General features: G+C 67.8%; 19 protein-coding genes. 4 read left to right on the top strand and 15 right to left on the bottom strand.

Features of this window, described 5'->3' with window-relative positions:
• Nucleotides 1-6 precede the first annotated feature (6 nt).
• Nucleotides 7-633 carry an ATP-dependent Clp protease proteolytic subunit gene (locus tag H1Q64_RS16390; RefSeq protein WP_237906208.1) on the top strand — a complete coding sequence of 209 codons (627 nt, stop codon included), beginning with the start codon at nt 7-9 and terminating at the stop codon, nt 631-633.
• Nucleotides 634-730: 97 nt separating this feature from the next.
• Here the strand turns inward: H1Q64_RS16390 and H1Q64_RS16395 are convergent, their stop codons facing one another.
• Nucleotides 731-943 (bottom strand): hypothetical protein, encoded by a 213-nt coding sequence (locus tag H1Q64_RS16395; RefSeq protein WP_040134149.1) that lies wholly within the window; start codon nt 941-943, stop codon nt 731-733.
• Between the two features lie 75 nt (nt 944-1018).
• Nucleotides 1019-1576 carry a hypothetical protein gene (locus H1Q64_RS16400; protein ID WP_237906209.1) on the bottom strand — a complete coding sequence of 186 codons (558 nt, stop codon included), beginning with the start codon at nt 1574-1576 and terminating at the stop codon, nt 1019-1021.
• 222 nt (nt 1577-1798) lie between these two features.
• Here H1Q64_RS16400 and H1Q64_RS16405 point away from each other — a divergent pair, with 222 nt between their 5' ends.
• Entirely contained in the window at nt 1799-3283 is a 1485-nt protein-coding gene (locus H1Q64_RS16405; protein ID WP_237906210.1) for a tetratricopeptide repeat protein, read from the top strand.
• Between the two features lie 4 nt (nt 3284-3287).
• On the opposite strand, the gene H1Q64_RS16410 is transcribed toward H1Q64_RS16405, so the two are convergent.
• The 10 genes from H1Q64_RS16410 to rpoZ all read right to left on the bottom strand — a co-directional run bounded on the left by H1Q64_RS16410 (nt 3288) and on the right by rpoZ (nt 12955).
• Nucleotides 3288-4316: a YcjF family protein gene (locus H1Q64_RS16410; RefSeq protein WP_237906211.1), complete on the bottom strand. Its 1029-nt coding sequence runs from the start codon at nt 4314-4316 to the stop codon at nt 3288-3290.
• Nucleotides 4313-5728, bottom strand: a complete 1416-nt coding sequence (locus H1Q64_RS16415; protein WP_237906212.1) for a YcjX family protein — start codon at nt 5726-5728, stop codon at nt 4313-4315. The genes H1Q64_RS16410 and H1Q64_RS16415 overlap by 4 nt, the downstream gene beginning before the upstream one ends.
• Nucleotides 5729-5807: 79 nt before the next feature.
• On the bottom strand, nt 5808-6839 hold the full coding sequence (gene era / locus H1Q64_RS16420) for a GTPase Era (RefSeq protein WP_237906213.1): 1032 nt from the start codon (nt 6837-6839) through the stop codon (nt 5808-5810).
• The gene (gene rnc / locus H1Q64_RS16425) at nt 6832-7581 is read right to left on the bottom strand and encodes a ribonuclease III (protein WP_237906214.1); all 750 of its coding nucleotides are present in this window, start codon (nt 7579-7581) and stop codon (nt 6832-6834) included. Before rnc ends, era begins: the two co-directional genes overlap by 8 nt.
• A gap of 63 nt (nt 7582-7644) precedes the next feature.
• On the bottom strand, nt 7645-8415 hold the full coding sequence (gene lepB / locus H1Q64_RS16430; protein ID WP_035679215.1) for a signal peptidase I: 771 nt from the start codon (nt 8413-8415) through the stop codon (nt 7645-7647).
• Nucleotides 8412-8879, bottom strand: a complete 468-nt coding sequence (gene acpS / locus H1Q64_RS16435) for a holo-ACP synthase (protein ID WP_237906215.1) — start codon at nt 8877-8879, stop codon at nt 8412-8414. The genes lepB and acpS overlap by 4 nt, the downstream gene beginning before the upstream one ends.
• Nucleotides 8876-9643, bottom strand: coding sequence for a pyridoxine 5'-phosphate synthase (locus H1Q64_RS16440; protein WP_237906216.1), 768 nt, complete (start codon nt 9641-9643; stop codon nt 8876-8878). Before H1Q64_RS16440 ends, acpS begins: the two co-directional genes overlap by 4 nt.
• A 99-nt stretch (nt 9644-9742) precedes the next feature.
• Nucleotides 9743-10165, bottom strand: coding sequence for an HIT family protein (locus H1Q64_RS16445; protein WP_237906217.1), 423 nt, complete (start codon nt 10163-10165; stop codon nt 9743-9745).
• A gap of 66 nt (nt 10166-10231) precedes the next feature.
• Nucleotides 10232-12403 carry a RelA/SpoT family protein gene (locus H1Q64_RS16450; protein WP_237906218.1) on the bottom strand — a complete coding sequence of 724 codons (2172 nt, stop codon included), beginning with the start codon at nt 12401-12403 and terminating at the stop codon, nt 10232-10234.
• Between the two features lie 105 nt (nt 12404-12508).
• Nucleotides 12509-12955 carry a DNA-directed RNA polymerase subunit omega gene (gene rpoZ, locus H1Q64_RS16455; RefSeq protein WP_237906219.1) on the bottom strand — a complete coding sequence of 149 codons (447 nt, stop codon included), beginning with the start codon at nt 12953-12955 and terminating at the stop codon, nt 12509-12511.
• 297 nt (nt 12956-13252) lie between these two features.
• Here rpoZ and H1Q64_RS16460 point away from each other — a divergent pair, with 297 nt between their 5' ends.
• The gene (locus H1Q64_RS16460) at nt 13253-13834 is read left to right on the top strand and encodes an NYN domain-containing protein (protein WP_014198734.1); all 582 of its coding nucleotides are present in this window, start codon (nt 13253-13255) and stop codon (nt 13832-13834) included.
• Nucleotides 13835-13866: 32 nt separating this feature from the next.
• Here the strand turns inward: H1Q64_RS16460 and H1Q64_RS16465 are convergent, their stop codons facing one another.
• Nucleotides 13867-14889, bottom strand: a complete 1023-nt coding sequence (locus H1Q64_RS16465; RefSeq protein ID WP_237906220.1) for an esterase-like activity of phytase family protein — start codon at nt 14887-14889, stop codon at nt 13867-13869.
• A 244-nt stretch (nt 14890-15133) separates the two neighbouring features.
• Here H1Q64_RS16465 and H1Q64_RS16470 point away from each other — a divergent pair, with 244 nt between their 5' ends.
• Nucleotides 15134-15826: a sensor histidine kinase gene (locus H1Q64_RS16470; protein ID WP_014198731.1), complete on the top strand. Its 693-nt coding sequence runs from the start codon at nt 15134-15136 to the stop codon at nt 15824-15826.
• Between the two features lie 4 nt (nt 15827-15830).
• Here the strand turns inward: H1Q64_RS16470 and H1Q64_RS16475 are convergent, their stop codons facing one another.
• Complete coding sequence (locus tag H1Q64_RS16475; protein WP_237906221.1) at nt 15831-16235, bottom strand: NifB/NifX family molybdenum-iron cluster-binding protein; 405 nt, start codon at nt 16233-16235, stop codon at nt 15831-15833.
• 78 nt (nt 16236-16313) lie between these two features.
• On the bottom strand, nt 16314-16847 hold the full coding sequence (locus tag H1Q64_RS16480; RefSeq protein WP_237906222.1) for a MarR family transcriptional regulator: 534 nt from the start codon (nt 16845-16847) through the stop codon (nt 16314-16316).
• Between the last annotated feature and the right edge of the window lie 26 nt (nt 16848-16873).

Consider the following 16873-nt stretch of genomic DNA (forward strand, 5'->3'; position numbering starts at 1 on the left):
AAAACGATGGCGCAAGACGGATACACCCGCTTCGACGACGAACCCGAGCAGGAGCCGGACGAGAAGTCGAAGGAAAGCGCCCCGCCGCCGTTCGCTGCCGTGCAGTCGAACCTGTTCAAGGCGCGCACGGTGCTGATCTTCGGGCAGATCGACATGAAGCTGGCGCAGGCCGTCTCGGCCCAGCTGCTGGCTCTGGCCCACGAAAGCAACGATGACATCACGGTCGTGGTGAACTCCCCCGGCGGCCACGTCGAGGCGGGCGACACCATTCACGACATGATCCGCTTCGTGAAGCCGCGCGTGAAGATGCTGGGCACCGGCTGGGTCGCCAGCGCCGGCTGCCACATCTTCCTGGCCGCGAATAAGGAAGACCGCTACTGCCTGCCGAACACCCGCTTCCTGATCCACCAGCCGCTGGGCGGCACCGGTGGCCGGGCGACGGACATCGCCATCGAGGCGAAGGAAATCATCCGCATGCGTGAGCGTCTGAACCGCATCATCGCGCGCGAAACCGGCCAGCCGGTGGAGAAGGTTTCCAAGGACACCGACCGGAACTATTGGATGCTGGCCGACGAGGCCCGCGAATACGGCATCGTCAGCCACATCATCGAGACCTTCGACGAGCTGAAGTAAGCGGCCCTCCGGAACGCACGAAGCCCCTCTCCAGCGAGAGGGGCTTTTTTTATGGCCGTCGCATGACGTGCGCGATCAAGCCTGATAGATCAACCGCTTACACGACGATGTTCAGATTCTGCCCGCGCGTGGCCGTGACGTTGCCGCCGGACGAGGATCCATCCGAACCGCCCTGAAGCAACGTGGCGATCGCTTGATCCTGCTGTTGTGCGGTCTGGTTCAGCGTCTTCACGCCGAAGTCCATCTGTCCCTGCGCCTGCCGCAAACCGACCGCAGCACCCAGGGTGGAGGAGGAAATATCGAGAGCCATCGGAGGATGCCTTTAAAGGAAACAGACGGCCAAAGGAAACAGACGGCCGACGCCTTGCGGTCCGCGCGGCGTCGGTCAGATGACCACGTTGAAGGAACCGGCCCCTGCCGAGGGAGCGGCCGCCGCATGGGCCACCATCGGTGTCGAGGCTACCACCGGCGACATGTGCGCGGAAGTCCCCTGTGACGGGCCGGAGCGGCCCCCGCCGGTCCCGGACTGACCCAAGGCCCATCGCTGCACAGGGGAACCGTTGGCGGAGGTCCCGCTCTGGCCGGCGCCGTTCGGCTGGTCCTGCCCGTCCGAGCCGCCAACCAGAAGCTCGAGCGACGCCTTGCCGCTTTTCCGGTCCTTCTGCGCTTCACGGTACTGCCGCAGAGCCGCCTCGGTCGGTATCTGGTCGAGGGTCGCGCCGTCTTCCGGGCTGCGGAACAGCAGAACCAGCCGCGACGCGTCGGCATCGTAACGGTAGGCGGTCTTCGTGTAGCGGGCGGAGAGGGGTTCGGACTGCCCGGTCACGGGGTCCTTTGCGGGCGGAGTCCCGGTGTCGGCCCCGGTTTCAACAGCATCGCTGTTGCGGGCCGTCATGAAGGCCAACGGCCTTGCAGCCGTTGCGGTGGCGATGGCCACGTTCATGACATTACACCGATGATTGGACAATCCAGATCATATATTGCAGCCGCACTCGTGCATTGTAAAGGGTTCGTTCACCTTTTTTCCGGCTATGCCAAAGGACGAAGTCCCATAGGCTGTTTCCGGTACCAAAGCTTCGCATTCCAGGACCATAGGAACCGCCACCCACCCTTCTCACAGCCGTGATGCTTGCGGAGGGGCGCCGGGGCGCTTAAGCCTGTATGCATGGCTACGATCGCGGAAGCGCTGACGCTCGCCCTGGACCACCATCTGGCAGGTCGGCTGGCCGAGGCCCAACAGCTCTACCACCGCATCCTGGATGTGGACCCGGATCAGCCGGACGCGCTGCATTTCCTTGGTGTCCTGGCCGGGCAGGTGGGGGAGCAGGCCCTTGGCCTGCAACTCATCGCCCGCGCCATCGCCCAGCGGCCCGAGGCGGCGGACATGCACGCCAACAACGGCAACATCCGCCGCTCCTCCGGACAACCGGAGGCGGCGGTGGAGGATTACCGGCGCGCCGTCGCCCTCCAGCCCGATTTCGCGGAAGCCTGGACCGACATGGCAAACGCCCTGCGTGCCCTGGGCCGCTCCGCCGGGGCCGTCACCGCCCTGGAGCGCGCCGTCGCCTCCGCCCCCACCCTCACCATCGCGGTGGAACGCTTGGGCGCGCTGCGGCACGAGGAAGGCCGCCTGCTGGTGGAGCAGGGGCGCGGAACCGAGTCCCTCCGCCCGCTGGCCCGGGCCGCGGAATTGCTGCCGCTGGACGCCGACGTCGCCTTTCTCTACGGCAACGCGCTGTTCGCGATGGGACTGCGGGAAGACTCCACCTTCGCCTACCGCAACGCCCTGGCCATCACGCCGGATTTTCCGTCCGCCGCCTTCAATCTGGGGGTTGCGCTAGGTGTCGTGCACCGGCTTGAGGACTCCGCCCGTGCGCTGGAACGGGCCGCGCGCCTGGATCCACGTCATCTCGACGCCATCGACCGGTTGGTCGTCGCCCTCGCTTTCCTCGGTCGGGAGGACGAGGCCGCCGCCTGGGGCGACCAAGCGCTGGAACTGAAGGACCGGACGGCCATCGACACGGCACCTGCCCTGCCCCCGTTGCCCGCTCGGCCACGCGGGGCCGAGGCGCGGCGGCACAACGTCATCGCCTTCAGCCTGTGGAGCGGCCAACCCGCCAATATCCACGACCCGGCGGAGATTTTGCGGCAGACCGTGGCGCTCTATCCGGGTTGGATCTGCCGGGTTCATCACGACGGTACCCTTGCCGCCGACCGGATGGCCGCGCTGGCCGCGGCGGGGGCGGACCTCGTGGCATTGGCCTCAGACGCGTCGACCGGCGGACCCTATTGGCGCCTGACCGCCGCCGACGACCCCACCGTGGCGCGCTTCCTCTGCCGCGATTGGGACACACTGCCATCCACCGACGGAAGGGCCGCCGTCGATGCCTGGGTCGCCTCCGACCGGCCCTTCCACGTCCTGCGCGACGGGGTTCTGCACACGGAGGTTATGTCAGGCGGTCACTGGGGCGGCATCGCCGGACTGCTGCCCGACCTGCTGCCGCTGGCCGAGCGCCACGCCGCCGCAGAGGCCGACCGTGCGCAGGACCATCGCTTCCTGCGCCGCATCGTCTGGCCGATGATCCGCGACCGCGCCCTGATCCACGACCGCGCCCATCCCCGGCACGGCCTGCCCTTCCCTACGGTGTGAGCGGCTACAGAACCTGCTTCGGCAGGGACAGCAGTTCCTTGCGGATCTGGCCCATGCTGGGGCGGTTGTCCGGCCCGAAGGCGATGGGGCGGCACAGATGCATCGCGGTCAGCCCGACCCGCGCGGTCAACAGCCCGTTGATCACCCCCTGCCCCATGCGGGTGGAGATGGCTGCGGCGATGGAGCCGCCCAGCGCCTCGACGGCGACGTGATGGGCGCTTTCCGCCACCCCGGCGACGGCGAGGTTGGCAAGCATCCGCCGCAACAGCCGCAGCGATCCGACATAGCCGGGCCGCGCGCCGTAGAGCGCCGCGATCTCTCGCACCAGCTTCAGGTTGCGCCACAGCACCACCGCGAGGTCGACGACCGCCGCCGGGCTGAGCGCCGTCGCCACCGCCGTGTCGCGCGACGCCCGCAGGACGGTCTGGTAGGCGCGGCGGTCCAGCGGCCCCATCACCTCGCGGTCGAGCAGGCGCAGGATCTCCGCATCGTCGTGGGCGTCCGTCACATGGTCGCGCACCCGCTCCAGCGAGGACGCCAGATCGGCACGACCGTCATAGAGGCGGGTCAGCGACCCGGCAAAGCGCTCGGCGTGGCCTGGCTCCCCGGCCTTGGTCACGATCTCGGTGGACAGGCGCCCGGCCTCGCCGCGCAACTCCTCGATCTTGCGCAGGCGGCGCAGCGCGCGCAGTTCGCGCAGCAGCATCGCCAGCGCTGCCCCGCCGGCCACCGTCACGGCGGCGGCCACCAGGACGCCCAGCGCGGCGCTGGTGGCGAAGGCGCGGTTGAACAGGTCCCAGGTGTCGAAGCCCAGCGCGATCAGCACCAGCGCGGCAACCGAGCCGGCCAACCAGCGGCCGAGCCGGCTGCGCGGCCGATCCTCCGCCAGCAGCGTGGGAAGGCGCTCCGCCGCCGAACCGGCCAGGGGGCCGGCGATGATCGCCTCCTCCTCCGCCGCGGGGACGGCGGCGGCGCGGGTGGGATCCAGCTCCATCGGCGGGACCCAGTGGCGGTCGCGCGTGCGCTCGCTCATTCCAGATAATCCCCCAGCAGGAACTGCATAGCCTGATCCAGCCGGATGTGCGGCAGGCCGCGCGCCTCGCGGGCGAGGTCGGCGGGCGGCTGGAATGCCATGAAGTTGTAGGGCCGCTCCTGCCCCGGCGGGAAGTCGGCGTCCTCGGGAATCTCGCCGGGGAACAGCACGGTCGGGCGGTCGCGGCCGAGCGGCACACCGCGCACGCAGCGCAACTGCCGTCCCTCATGCTCGGTCACCACCGTCTCAGTGGATTTCAGGGCGGCGATGGCCATGGTCTCCACCTGCGCCCCTTCGAAGCGGATGCCGGCGCGGGCGTCGGACACCAGCCGGTCCAGCAGATGGCGCAGGCTGGTGTGCTGGTGCGAGGCGACATGGTCGGCCTTGGTCGCGGCGAACAGCACGCGGTCGATCTTCCGGCCCAACAGCCAGTCCAGCCAACTGCTGGACCCATGGCGGAAGGGCTCCAGGCTCAGTTCCAAGGCGCGCTTCATGTCCGCCATGCCCGCCGGGCCGGAGTTCAGCGCGCCGAGAACGTCGATGAGGACGATCTGCCGGTCGAGGCGGGCGAAATGCTCGGCGAAGAAGCGGCGAACGACCTTGGACTTGTACGCCTCGTACCGATCCTCCATCAGCGCCCACAGGCTGCCGCGCGGGCGCGGGCGGTCACCCGGCAACGGGCAGAAGGTCAGCAGCGGCGCGTTCGCCATGTCGCCCGGCTCGACGAAGCGCCCCGGCTGGATCAGGCTCAGCAGATTGTCGGAGCGGCGGCAGGCGTGCAGGTAGTCGGTGAACAGCGCCGCGCCGCGCCGCGCCTGCTCCTCCTCCGCCGGGGCCGCCGTGTCGATGGTGCCGAGCCAGCCGCGCCAGGACACCGACAGCTCGTCGCGCGGCGCACGCCCGGCCAACTCCAGGGTGAGCGCGCTCCATTCCGCGAAGGACTGGTGGAGCAGTGGCAGGTCGAGCAGCCATTCGCCGGGATAGTCCACAATGTCGAGATTCAGCGTGGCGACCGGCTGCACCGTACGCTTCAGCATCGCGTTCGGGCGGTAGCGCATGGACAGACGGAGCTGGCTGATGCCCCTAGTCTCGGTCGGCCAGTGGGGCGCCGGACCGGCCAGTTCGGCCAGCCGCTGCTCGACCTCGAAGCGGGGAACCTGGGCGTCGGGCTGCGGGCGCAGGCGCGAGGCCTGGAAGCGGCCGGAGGACACCACGTCGAGGAAGGGAAGCCGCCCGGCCTTCAGCAGGTTGTCGACCAGCGAGGTGACGAAGACGGTCTTGCCGGCCCGCCGCAGCCCGGTGACGCCGAGACGGACGTCCTGCTCCAGGATACCGCCGGAAACGAGATCGCCGGCCCGCCCCAACAGGCGCGAGCCGGCGTCGTACAGGTCGTTGAAGATGGGCACGCGCACGGTCAGCCGGTCCGTATAGGGGACGATCGCCCCTCTATATGGGGGACCGTCCGCCCACGCCTATACCCTGACCGGTGCTTTAGGACGCGCCGAAGTCGAGGTTCCAGGCCTCGTAGCGCTCCGGATCGTTCTCCCAGTCCTCGCGCACCTTGACGAACAGCATCAGGTGGACGCGCTGTTCCAGCATCTCTTCCAGCTCGGTGCGGGCGGCCTGCCCCAGCGCCTTGATCCGGGTGCCCTGCTTGCCGAGCACGATGGCCTTCTGGCTGTCGCGCTGGACATACACGACCTGGGAGATCTTGACCGACCCGTTCTCGAACTCCTCCCACTGCTCGGTCTCGACCGTCGCCGCGTAGGGGAGTTCCTGGTGAAGCTGCTGGAACAGCTTTTCGCGGGTGATCTCCGCCGCCAGGAGGCGCATCGGCATGTCCGAGATCTGGTCCTCCGGGTAGTGCCAGGGGCCTTCCGGCATGCGGGCGGCCAGGAAGCCGCGCAGATGCTCGACGCCGTCGCCCGTCGAGGCGGACAGCATGAAGATGTCGGTGAAGATGCCTTCCTGGTTGAAGCTGTCGGCGAGGCCGAGCAGCTTCTCGCGCGGGACGAGGTCGATCTTGTTCAGGATCAGGATCGCCTTGCGGCCCTGCTCCTTCAGCCGGGCGATGATGCCCTGCGTGTCCTGGTCGATGCCACGGCGCGACACGTCGAACAGCAGGCCGACCAGATCGGCGTCCTCCGCCCCCTGCCAGGCCGCTGCCACCATGGCGCGGTCCAGACGACGCTTCGGCTTGAAGATGCCCGGCGTGTCCACGAAGATGATTTGGCTGTCGCCGGCGATGGTGATGCCGAGCACGCGCGTGCGGGTGGTCTGCACCTTGGAGCTGACGATCGATACCTTGGAACCGACCATCGCGTTCAGCAAGGTCGACTTGCCGGCGTTCGGCGCGCCGACCAGGGCGACAAAGCCGCAGCGGGGGTTTTCGGGCACATAGGCAGCCTCTTCGGCGCCCTCGTCCGGGCCGCCCTCTTCAAGATCAGCGTCCACGCTCTCGCTCACGCCCTCGTCCTTATCGTCGAAATCGTCGTTTTCAAACTTGTCGCGGCCGTCAGTCATCGACCTGCACTCCCAATTGGCGCAGCAAGGCGCTGGCCGCTTTCCGTTCGGCGACCCGCTTGGACGGGCCGGTGGCCGTCACCGGCTCCATGCCCTTCAGCCGGACCGCGATGCGGAACACCGGCTCGTGCGCCGGGCCGCTCTGCTCGATCAGTTCATAGGTGGGAAGGGGCCGCCCATTGCCTTGCGCCCATTCCTGCAACGCCGTCTTGGAGTCCAGCGGCGGCGGCTCCGCGCGGTCGATCTGCCCGGCCCAGGCGGAGCGGATGAAGTCCCGCGCCTTGTCCATGCCGCCGTCCAGATAGAGCGCCCCGATCACCGCCTCGCAGGCGTCGGCCAGGATGGTGCGGTTGCTGCGGCCGCCGCCCTGAGCCTCCGACGGTGACAGGCGCAGGTAGCGCCCCAGCCGGAGCGCGTCGGCGACGCGGCTCAGCGCCTCCCGACGGACCAGCGAGACGTGCCGCTTGGCGAGCGCGCCCTCGCGTTCGTTGGGGAAGCGTTCCAGCAGCCATTCCGCGATGACCAGGCCGAGCACCCGGTCACCCAGGAACTCCAGGCGCTCGTAGGCGAGGCCCGGCCCCTGCTCGGGCCGTCCGCCGCGGACGTTGCGCTCCAGCCCCATCAGGCTGGGATGGGTGACCGCGTCGGCCAGCCGTTGCGGGTCGGCAAAGCGGTGGCCGATGGCTGCGGCCAATTCCGCAAGGTCGGCGGAATCGGCACTCACGTCCGCGTCGGACGCCATGGGGGTCCCCCGTTCTTCAGGGCTCACAATAATCGGTCTCCGCGCCCCGGTGCTGTGCGGGGCTCACTTCACGGCGTTGAACAGGCGGCTGAACCGCAGGTCCGCCGGCCAGCGCCACACCTCGAAGAAGCGGGTTCCGTCCTCCAGAGAGAAGAACAGGAATTCGGCGCGTCCGACCAGATTCTCCATCGGGACATACCCCACCTGCGACGGAACGCGGCTGTCCAGCGAGTTGTCGCGGTTGTCGCCCATCATGAACAGATGGTTCGCCGGAACCTTGAAGGCCGGGGTGTTGTCGAGCGGACCGTTGTCCGACTCCTCGATGATGCGGTGGCTGCGCCCGCCCGGCAGGGTCTCCACATACTGGGCAATGCGGACCTCGCGCCCCAGCGCGTCGCGGGACACATAGTCCTCGATGCGCTCGCGCTTCACCGGCTGGCCGTTGATGTGCAGAACGCCGCCGGTCACCTGGACGGTGTCGCCCGGCAGGCCGATGACGCGCTTGATGTAGTCGGTCTTGTTGTCGCGCGGCAGCTTGAACACGGCGACGTCGCCGCGCTCCGGCGCGTGGCCCATGATGCGGCCCTCGAACAGCGGCAACCCGAAGCCGACCGTGTACTTGCTGTATCCGTATGAGAACTTGGACACGAACAGATAGTCGCCGATCAGCAGCGTCGGGATCATCGACCCGGACGGGATGTTGAAGGGCTCGAAGGCGAAGGTCCGCACGCCGAAGGCAATGATGACCGCGTAGAAGACCGTCTTCACCGTCTCGGCAAAGCCGCCTGTCTCTTTGGATTTGCCGGTCAAGGCGGTCTCTCTGTTCATGGTCATGCGGGGGGTGCCGTGGAGGTGGTGATGGACGTGTCGGCGGAGGTGTCGGCCGGTTCGGCGCTGATGATGACGAAGGCCTCCGCCATGGGGTACTCGTCGGTCAGCGTCACGTGGATGCGCGCCTGCATACCCGGCGGCGTGATCGCCTGCAGCCGTTCCAGTGCGCCGCCGGTCAGGCGCATGGTCGGCTGGCCGGAGGGCAGGTTCACCACCCCCATGTCGCGCCAGAACACGCCGTCGCGGAACCCGGTGCCCAGTGCCTTGGAGCAAGCCTCCTTGGCGGCGAAGCGTTTGGCGTAGGTCGCGGCCCGCGCGCTGTGCTTGCCGGCGGCCCCAGCGCGGCGCTCCGACTTGGCGCGCTCCACGTCGGTGAAGATGCGGGCGATGAAGCGGTCGCCGAAGCGGTCCAGCGACTGCTCGATCCGGCGGATGTCGATCAGGTCGTTCCCGATGCCGAGGATCATGAGACGCTCCCAGCCCCACCGGTTCCGACCGGCGCACGGGCGTCCTTCATCACGGCGCGCATGCGCTGGAGCGTGTTGCCCAACCCGACGAAGATCGCTTCGCCGATCAGGAAATGGCCGATGTTCAACTCAACGATGGTCTGGATGGCGGCGACCGCTCCGACCGTCTCGTAATTCAGCCCGTGGCCGGCGTGACATTCCAGGCCGATGGCCTCGGCGTGGGCCGCCGCCCGGACGATGCGCTCCAGCTCCGCCGTGCGTTCCGCCCCGGCGGGCGCGTCGCAATAGGCGCCGGTGTGCAGTTCCACCACGGGCGCGCCCAGGGCCTTCGCGGCGTCGAGTTGCGCCGGCTCCGGATCGATGAACAGCGAGACGCGGATGCCTGCAGCGCCGAGATCACCGACGTAGCGCTTGAGGTTGTCCATCTGCCCGGCGACGTCCAGCCCGCCTTCGGTGGTGACCTCGGTGCGCTTCTCCGGGACGAGGCAGCAGGCGTGCGGCCTGTGGCGCAAAGCGATGCCGAGCATCTCGTCCGTTGCCGCCATCTCCAGGTTCAGCGGCAGCCGGATCTCCGCCATCAGCCGCTCGATGTCGGAATCGACGATGTGGCGGCGATCCTCGCGCAGGTGGGCGGTGATGCCGTCGGCCCCGGCCTCGGCTGCGAGCTTTGCCGCACGCACGGGATCGGGATAACGCCCGCCCCGCGCGTTGCGGACGGTCGCCACATGGTCGATGTTCACGCCGAGGCGCAGAGGGCGGGGCATAGGTTCGAAACTCCGGTGTCGCGCCGGTCCCGCATCCTGCATCCGGCGGGTACCGGTTCTCCCTGCTATATAGCGGTGGCGTCGCGTCGCGTCACGCCGTCATTCGACGACGTGATGCGCGGCGATCCGCGCGGCGAGTGCCTTCAGCTCCTCGATGGGCGGGTCGTGGCGCGGCCAGACCAGTTCGGCGCCGTCGTTCTCGTAGCGCGGCACCACATGCACGTGGATGTGCGGCACCGTCTGCCAGCCCGCTGGCCTGTTCGTCTGGAGAAGCGTGATCCCCTCCGGCGAAAAGGCCGCCTGGACGGCGCGGGCGACCTTGTGGACGGTGCGGAACAGGGCGGCCGCCTCGTCCTCCGTCACGTCCAGGATGGTCGGGGCCGGGCGCTTCAGCGCGACCAGCACATGGCCAGGGTTGACCTGCCCGGCGTCCATGAAGGCGAAGGTCTCCGCATCCTCGTACACCACGGCGCAGGGCAGCTCCCCGGCGATCAGGCGGCTGAAGATGGTCGGGCTGGACATGCTTCCCTCGCTCCTGATGGGCGCTCCTGGTGGGCGCTCTGGGCGGGCACAGCCGCGCGGGCTCGCTCACCGCCCGCGGGCGCGCTCCACCGCGTTGATGGCGGGGGTGGCGCGCAGGGCCGCCATGATGTTGGTCAGATGCTTGGCGTCCTTCACGTCGATGTCGATCAGCAACTCGAAGAAGTCGGTGTTGCGGCTGGTGATCTTCAGGTTCGTGATGTTGCCGCCGTTCTTGCCGATGACCGTGGACAGCGTGCCGAGCGAGCCCGGCTCGTTGTTGACCACCAGCGAGATGCGCCCGACATGCTCCTCCGGGCTGTCCGGCCCAATGTCCCAGGCGACGTCGATCCAGCGTTCCGGCGACTCGTGGAAGCTCTCCAGCGTCTCGCAGTCGATGGTGTGGATGGTCACGCCCTTGCCGGTGGTCACGATGCCGACGATGCGGTCGCCCGGCAGCGGGTGGCAGCAGCGGGCGTAATGGACCGCCATGCCCGGGATCAGGCCGCGGATCGGCAGCGGCGCGTTGTTGCCCTTGGCCTTCGGCTTGGGCTTCGGCACCGTGATGGTGTTCTTGTCGTCGCCTTCCTTGGGCGTCGCCACATGGGGCTTGTGGCCGGGGAAGACGGCGTGGAAGACCTCGCGGCCCGAATGCAGACCCGACCCGACGCTGGCCATCAGATCGTCGGCGCTTGGCTGCTGGAAGATCTTGATGACGCCTTCCAGCGCCTTTTCCGAGAACTCGTAGCCTTCCGACTTGAACTGCCGCTGCAGGATGGCGCGGCCCAGCTCGATGTACTGGGTGCGCTGCTGGGTGCGCAGGAACTTGCGGATGCGCGCCCGCGCCTTGCCGGTGACGACGAAGCGTTCCCAGCCCGGAACCGGGGTCTGGGCCTTGGACGTGATGATGTCGACCTGATCGCCGTTCTGCAGCTGCGTGCGCAGCGGCAGCATCCGTCCGTTGATCTTGGCGCCGACGCAATGGTCGCCGACCTCGGAATGGACCGCGTAGGCGAAGTCCACCGGGGTCGCCCCGCGCGGCAGCGCGATCAGGTCACCCTTCGGCGTGAAGCAGAAGACCTGATCCTGGAACAGCTCCAGCTTCGTGTGCTCCAGGAACTCCTCGGGCTTCTGGGCGTGCTCCAGGATGTCGAGAAGCTCGCGCAGCCAGCGGTACTCGCGCCCCTGCTGGGTGCGCGGCTCGCCCTGCTTGTAGGCCCAGTGGGCGGCGACGCCGAGTTCGCAGATCTCGTGCATGTCGCTGGTGCGGATCTGCACCTCAATCCGGTTGCGCTCCGGACCGATCACCCCGGTGTGGAGCGAGCGGTAGCCGTTGGGCTTGGGCGTCGAGATGTAGTCCTTGAAGCGCCCCGGAACGACCGGGTAGTGGGCGTGGATGACGCCCAGCGCCTGATAGCATTCCGGCACCGTGTCCACCATGATCCGGAAGGCCATGATGTCGGACAGCTGCTCGAAGCTGACGTTCTTGCGCTGCAGCTTGCGCCAGATCGAATAGGCGGTCTTCTCACGCCCGGTGACCCCGGCGTTGGGCAGCCCCTCCTCCGCCAGCGTGCCGCGGAGTTCCTGGATGATCCTCTGGACCCGGTTCTCGCCCTCGGTGCGCAGGCGGGAGAGCTGGGCCAGGATGCTGTCGCGGGCGTCCGGATTCAACTCCGCGAAGGAGAGATCCTCCAGCTCGTCCTTGACCTGATGCATGCCGATGCGTTCGGCGAGCGGCGCGTAGATCTCGATGGTTTCGCGGGCGATGCGCTTGCGCTTGTCCGGGTTCTTCAGATGGAACAGCGTGCGCATGTTGTGCAGCCGATCGGCCAGCTTGACCAGGAGGACGCGGATGTCCTCCGACATCGCCAGCACCAGCTTGCGGAAATTCTCGGCCTGCTTGGCCTGCTCGCTGTGCAGTTCCAGGCGCGACAGCTTGGTCACGCCGTCGACCAGACGGGCGATCTCCTTGCCGAAATGCTTCTCGATGTCCTCCAGCGTGGCGACCGTGTCTTCGACCGTGTCGTGCAGCAGCGCCGTCGCGATGGTCCCGGCGTCCAGCTTGAGCTGGGTCAGGATGCCGGCGACTTCCAGCGGGTGGAGGAAATAGGGATCGCCCGAGGCGCGGGTCTGCGAGCCGTGCGCCTTCATGGAAAAGACGTAGGCGCGGTTGAGCAACTCCTCGTCCGCCGAGGGGTCGTACGCCTTGACGCGTTCGACAAGCTCATATTGCCGGATCATGGCACCCGACCCGGCGCAGCGTGCGCCATGAAGTTTCGCAAACGATTGGTTGGTCGACGGAAAGGGGGGCCGTCGGCCCCCACAGCCGGTCGCTGTCGGTCAGCGTCAGAGATCCCCGTCGGCATCGCGGCCGACGACGTCGTCCTCGGTCTCGCCGAAGGCCGCCGCCGGGTCGCTCTCCATGTCGGACAGCAGGTCGTCGCCTTCGCCGACCTCCTCCGCCTCGCTCATCCCGTCCTCGTCCTCCAGCGACGTGTCGCCGCGGGCGGCCCAGTCGTGCTCGCCGGCCATCAGCTCGACGATCTCCTCCTCGGGCTCGTCCGGCTCGACATGCTTCTGGTGGCCCTTGATCAGGGCGTTCTTCAGATGATCCAGCATCACCGTCTCATCGGCGATCTCGCGCAGGGCAACGACCGGATTCTTGTCGTTGTCGCGATCGATCGACAGCGGGGCACCGGACGCGACCTCTCGCGCGCGCTGGGCCGCCATCATGACCAGTTCAAACCGGTTCGGAACCTTGAGGACGCAATCTTCGACGGTAACGCGAGCCATACCAAACCAACTCCGGGATCTGCGAAGGCATCCGAATATATTGATGCGTTCGCGCCTGCGCAAGCGCTTCGAGCCCTGTCGGGTGCGGCCGCCGTACCCCGCCCGCGGCGCGACCATGCCCGCGCTCCCCCTTGCTCGCGCGAAGACGACCTCCTACTTTACTTATCTGGTGAATCGCAATTTCGCGTATGCCTGACATATAATTCAATCCATCGTGGAAGGATTACGGAATTGGATCGGAATACGACTTTGCCGAAAGATGTTACGAAGCTCTTTTATAAGGAAGAGCGTCTGGCGATGTTCATCGACGGCGCCAATTTGTACGCGGCTGCCCGGTCCCTGGGCTTCGATATCGACTATAAGCGTCTTCGCGACGGCTTCGCCTCCGAAGGGCGACTGGTGCGCGCCTTCTACTACACCGCGTTGGTGGAGGATCAGGAATATTCGCCGATCCGGCCGCTGGTCGATTGGCTGGACTACAATGGCTACACCATGGTGACCAAGCCGACCAAAGAGTTCACGGACGCCTCAGGCCGGCGCAAGATCAAGGGCAACATGGACATAGAGCTGGCCATCGACGTGATGGAGATGGCCGAGCGCGTCGACCACATCCTGCTGTTTTCCGGCGACGGCGATTTCCGCCGGCTGGTCGAGGCGGTGCAGCGCAAGGGTGTGCGGGTCAGCGTCATCAGCACCGTGCGCTCCCAGCCGCCGATGGTCGCCGACGAGCTGCGCCGTCAGGCCGACAACTTCATCGAGCTTCAGGACCTCGCCCCCAGCATCGCCCGCGTCCACCATCACCGCGAGTCGATGGGGAATCCGGGCGCTCCGGGCGTGCCGGACATGCCCGGCCAGGGCGGCCCCTACGCCAACTTCTGAGCGACGCCGCTCACCGCGGGGGCGCTTTCCGGTCAGCGCCCCGCGACGGTGACTTTCAGAGCGCCGGCCGGAAGCTGGAACATCATCAGATAGGTCCGCTGGAGCGGGCTGCGGTTGTCGTCGGAAACGATGTAGACAAGCAGGTCGCCCTCCTCACCGGGCCGCACCGCCAATCCTTCGAAATTGTCGGTCAGCAGCGGCGGCTCCAGGCGCGCCAGTTCCACCCCATCCATCGTCGCGCCACCGCGCAGAGAGTCCGCCGGCACATGGACGATGCGCGCCGCCCAGCCGCCCAGCAGGGACACCCGCCGCTCCAGCACCAGCACCCCGCCGTCCGGCAGCGGTGCCGCGGCAGTGGGACGGAAGCGCGGCGCGGCGCGGTAGGTCAGCGGTTGCCAGTCGCCCCGCGTTTTCAACGCGGCGGAAGCGATCCAGGCGTGGCGTTCGCGGACGCCGTCGTCGTCGCCCTCCTCGATGGCCAGGATGCGGCCGTCCGGCAGCGCGGCCAGCGCCTCGACCCCGCCGTTCGCGGGGGCGTTTTCCAGACCGGGCGGCACCGGAAGCTTCCGCGGGGTTCCCTCCGGCCGGTCAGCGCCATCGTAACGGAGGATGCGGTGATTGCGCTCGAACGGCACCAGCCAGCCGCCGCCCGGCAGACGGACGAGGTCTTCCGAATCATTGAGCCGGCCACGGTAGTCCGGGCTCTTATCGAGGGTCAGGGGACGGACTTCGTAGTGTCCGGCGCCCGCCAGCCCCCCCTCGGCGTCGTAGGACAGCCGCCCCGTGACGCTCTTGCCGTTGTCGGAGACGGCGGCGAAACGGTCGCCCGAGTCGCTGACCCAGAGGCCGGACAAGCCCCCCACCCCCGCCCCATCGGGCAGACGGAGGGCGCCACGAAATCGCAGAGCGCCAACCTCCGCAAGAGCCGGGCGGTCCGGGTCGAGCGCAATCGGAACGGAGGACTCGGCCGGTCGGCCGTTTCCGGCCACCGCGGCGCAACCGCCGGCCACGGCCAGCAGGGCGCAAAAGGGAATCGCAAGGGTTCTCAAACGCATGGCGGCACTCATGCCACGACGGGGCGGCCGGGGAAACGCATTTTCCGGCTTGCCCCGCCTGCCCGCGACTCCGACCCTTTGTCCGCCGGGATCATAAGCCCTGCCTCTCCGTCCGAACGTGGACGAACGAATTGGATATGCGCAGAGGGTTACTTCCTCAGAACCAACTCGGGAGTGGGTTCAAGCGCATAAATTGTTCTGTACCTAAGGAAAACATTGCCCAGCTTCAGCCGAGAAATGCGTGATGCCCAATCCCCTCCGGTCCCAGCCGGTCGCCCTGCCTGCTGATCGCCCCGCCACCGGTTCGGGAGCGCCGGAGGACCCAATCGCGGAGCGCATCCGCGAGTTGGAGGCCGAACTGCGCGAGCTTCAGCACCGGGCCAAGAACAGCCTTCAGCTCGTCATCAGCCTGCTCAAGCTCCAGACGGGCCGCATCCGCGACCCGGACGCCCGAGCCGCCTACGAGCAGACGCTGGTGCGCATCGAAGCGCTGGCCATCCTCTACCGCCAGCTCCACGAGTCGGGCACCGGCACCCATGTGAATCTGGGCCGCTACATCGAATCGCTGGCCGACGCGGTGAAGCATGGAACGCCCGGCGGCCTCGCCAACGTGCCCATCGAGGTGAAGAGCGACCCCATCCAGATCGGCCTGTACGAGGCCATGCCGCTGGGCCTGATCACCGCGGAGCTGATCACAAACAGCCTGCACCACGCTTTTCCGGAGCAAGGCTGGATCCGCGTATCGGTGACGCAGGAGAACAACGGGCGCGCCCGCCTGATCGTCGAGGACAATGGGCGCGCCCTGCCCGCCGGCTTCGACACGACGGCGGAGGACGGGCTGATGCTGGCCGAGGCGCTGGCTGCCCAGCTCGGCGACACACTGAACACGGAAAGCGACGCCGCCGGCACCACCGCCAGCGTGTCCTTCCCAGTGTGACGACTCAGGCTGGCCCCCCGTGGCAGTCCTGCGGGGCGTCCTCGGGGCCGTGGTCGTGATGCTCGTGGGGATGCTCGGGCGGCGGGGCCGTCTTGACGGTCCCCGCGAACCAGTCGCTGATCGCCTGCACCGGATCGGTCTCCAGCGTGGTCACCGGCTCGATTCCGCGGCGCTTCATGTGCTTGATGAAGCCCTCGCCGGAGGAGCCGGTGATCACCACCCGCACCGCGTCGATGGGGTGCGGGCGCCCATCGCCGGCAAGGTGGAGCACCTCGTCCTCGGCCAGTTCGATCCGCTCGACCTCGACAGGATCGCCGCCCGCCTCGGCCTCGAAGACCAGGAAACGGCGGGTGCGGCCGCCATGGGTGGCGATGCTGCGGTAATCCTGCGTGCCGACGGCGAACCTCATCCCACTTCCCCCATAAAGCCCAGCAGCCTTACCGTGGCACGGCGTACCGCCGCGCACACTGAGGGAGGTCAATGCGCGTCAGAGGATTTCCGTTTCGTCAGAGCGGATAACGTCCGTCCATTTGCGCTCCAGACGGCGCAGCGTGCGGTAGGTGACCTCGAAGTCCTGGCTGTCACCGTCGCTGCGGATCAGGCCGTCCGAGTGGACGGACGCCATGTGGCGCAGCCGCTCGCACAGCTCCAGCCCTCGGGCCGACAGCTTCAGCCGGGCGGCGCGCTTGTCGCGCGGCGAGGCCGAGCGGTCCACATAACCGCTGTCCACCAACTGCTTCAGGTTGTAGGAGGCGTTGGAGCCGAGATAGTAGCCACGCTCGATCAGGTCGCGCACGCTGATCTCTCCATTGGAGATGTTCAGCAGCATCATGACCTGCACCGGGCTGATGTCGTCGATGCCGATGCGGGACAGCTCGATTCGCAGAACGTCGAGGAACCGGCGGTGCATCCGTTCGATGATCCGCGCCACCTCATGGTACATCTGGGTGGCGGAGGCTTTGCGCTCCGCGTCGTTGCGCTCGGCGTCATCGGTCGGCTGGGGCTGAACGAGCGTCGTCATGGGCCTCGGGTCTGCGTGGGGATCGG

It is taken from the genome of Azospirillum brasilense, from assembly GCF_022023855.1.
Lineage (GTDB): Bacteria > Pseudomonadota > Alphaproteobacteria > Azospirillales > Azospirillaceae > Azospirillum > Azospirillum brasilense_F.

Excerpts from the sequence above, each read along its gene's own strand:
- H1Q64_RS16390 (WP_237906208.1), top strand. The coding sequence starts at position 7 with ATGGCGCAAGACGGATACACCCGCTTCGACGACGAACCCGAGCAGGAG.
- H1Q64_RS16395 (WP_040134149.1), bottom strand. The coding sequence starts at position 943 with ATGGCTCTCGATATTTCCTCCTCCACCCTGGGTGCTGCGGTCGGTTTG.
- H1Q64_RS16400 (WP_237906209.1), bottom strand. The coding sequence starts at position 1,576 with ATGAACGTGGCCATCGCCACCGCAACGGCTGCAAGGCCGTTGGCCTTC.
- H1Q64_RS16405 (WP_237906210.1), top strand. The coding sequence starts at position 1,799 with ATGGCTACGATCGCGGAAGCGCTGACGCTCGCCCTGGACCACCATCTG.
- H1Q64_RS16410 (WP_237906211.1), bottom strand. The coding sequence starts at position 4,316 with ATGAGCGAGCGCACGCGCGACCGCCACTGGGTCCCGCCGATGGAGCTG.
- era (WP_237906213.1), bottom strand. The coding sequence starts at position 6,839 with ATGACTGACGGCCGCGACAAGTTTGAAAACGACGATTTCGACGATAAG.
- rnc (WP_237906214.1), bottom strand. The coding sequence starts at position 7,581 with ATGGCGTCCGACGCGGACGTGAGTGCCGATTCCGCCGACCTTGCGGAA.
- lepB (WP_035679215.1), bottom strand. The coding sequence starts at position 8,415 with ATGACCATGAACAGAGAGACCGCCTTGACCGGCAAATCCAAAGAGACA.
- acpS (WP_237906215.1), bottom strand. The coding sequence starts at position 8,879 with ATGATCCTCGGCATCGGGAACGACCTGATCGACATCCGCCGGATCGAG.
- H1Q64_RS16440 (WP_237906216.1), bottom strand. The coding sequence starts at position 9,643 with ATGCCCCGCCCTCTGCGCCTCGGCGTGAACATCGACCATGTGGCGACC.
- H1Q64_RS16445 (WP_237906217.1), bottom strand. The coding sequence starts at position 10,165 with ATGTCCAGCCCGACCATCTTCAGCCGCCTGATCGCCGGGGAGCTGCCC.
- H1Q64_RS16450 (WP_237906218.1), bottom strand. The coding sequence starts at position 12,403 with ATGATCCGGCAATATGAGCTTGTCGAACGCGTCAAGGCGTACGACCCC.
- rpoZ (WP_237906219.1), bottom strand. The coding sequence starts at position 12,955 with ATGGCTCGCGTTACCGTCGAAGATTGCGTCCTCAAGGTTCCGAACCGG.
- H1Q64_RS16460 (WP_014198734.1), top strand. The coding sequence starts at position 13,253 with ATGTTCATCGACGGCGCCAATTTGTACGCGGCTGCCCGGTCCCTGGGC.
- H1Q64_RS16465 (WP_237906220.1), bottom strand. The coding sequence starts at position 14,889 with ATGCGTTTGAGAACCCTTGCGATTCCCTTTTGCGCCCTGCTGGCCGTG.
- H1Q64_RS16470 (WP_014198731.1), top strand. The coding sequence starts at position 15,134 with ATGCCCAATCCCCTCCGGTCCCAGCCGGTCGCCCTGCCTGCTGATCGC.
- H1Q64_RS16475 (WP_237906221.1), bottom strand. The coding sequence starts at position 16,235 with ATGAGGTTCGCCGTCGGCACGCAGGATTACCGCAGCATCGCCACCCAT.
- H1Q64_RS16480 (WP_237906222.1), bottom strand. The coding sequence starts at position 16,847 with ATGACGACGCTCGTTCAGCCCCAGCCGACCGATGACGCCGAGCGCAAC.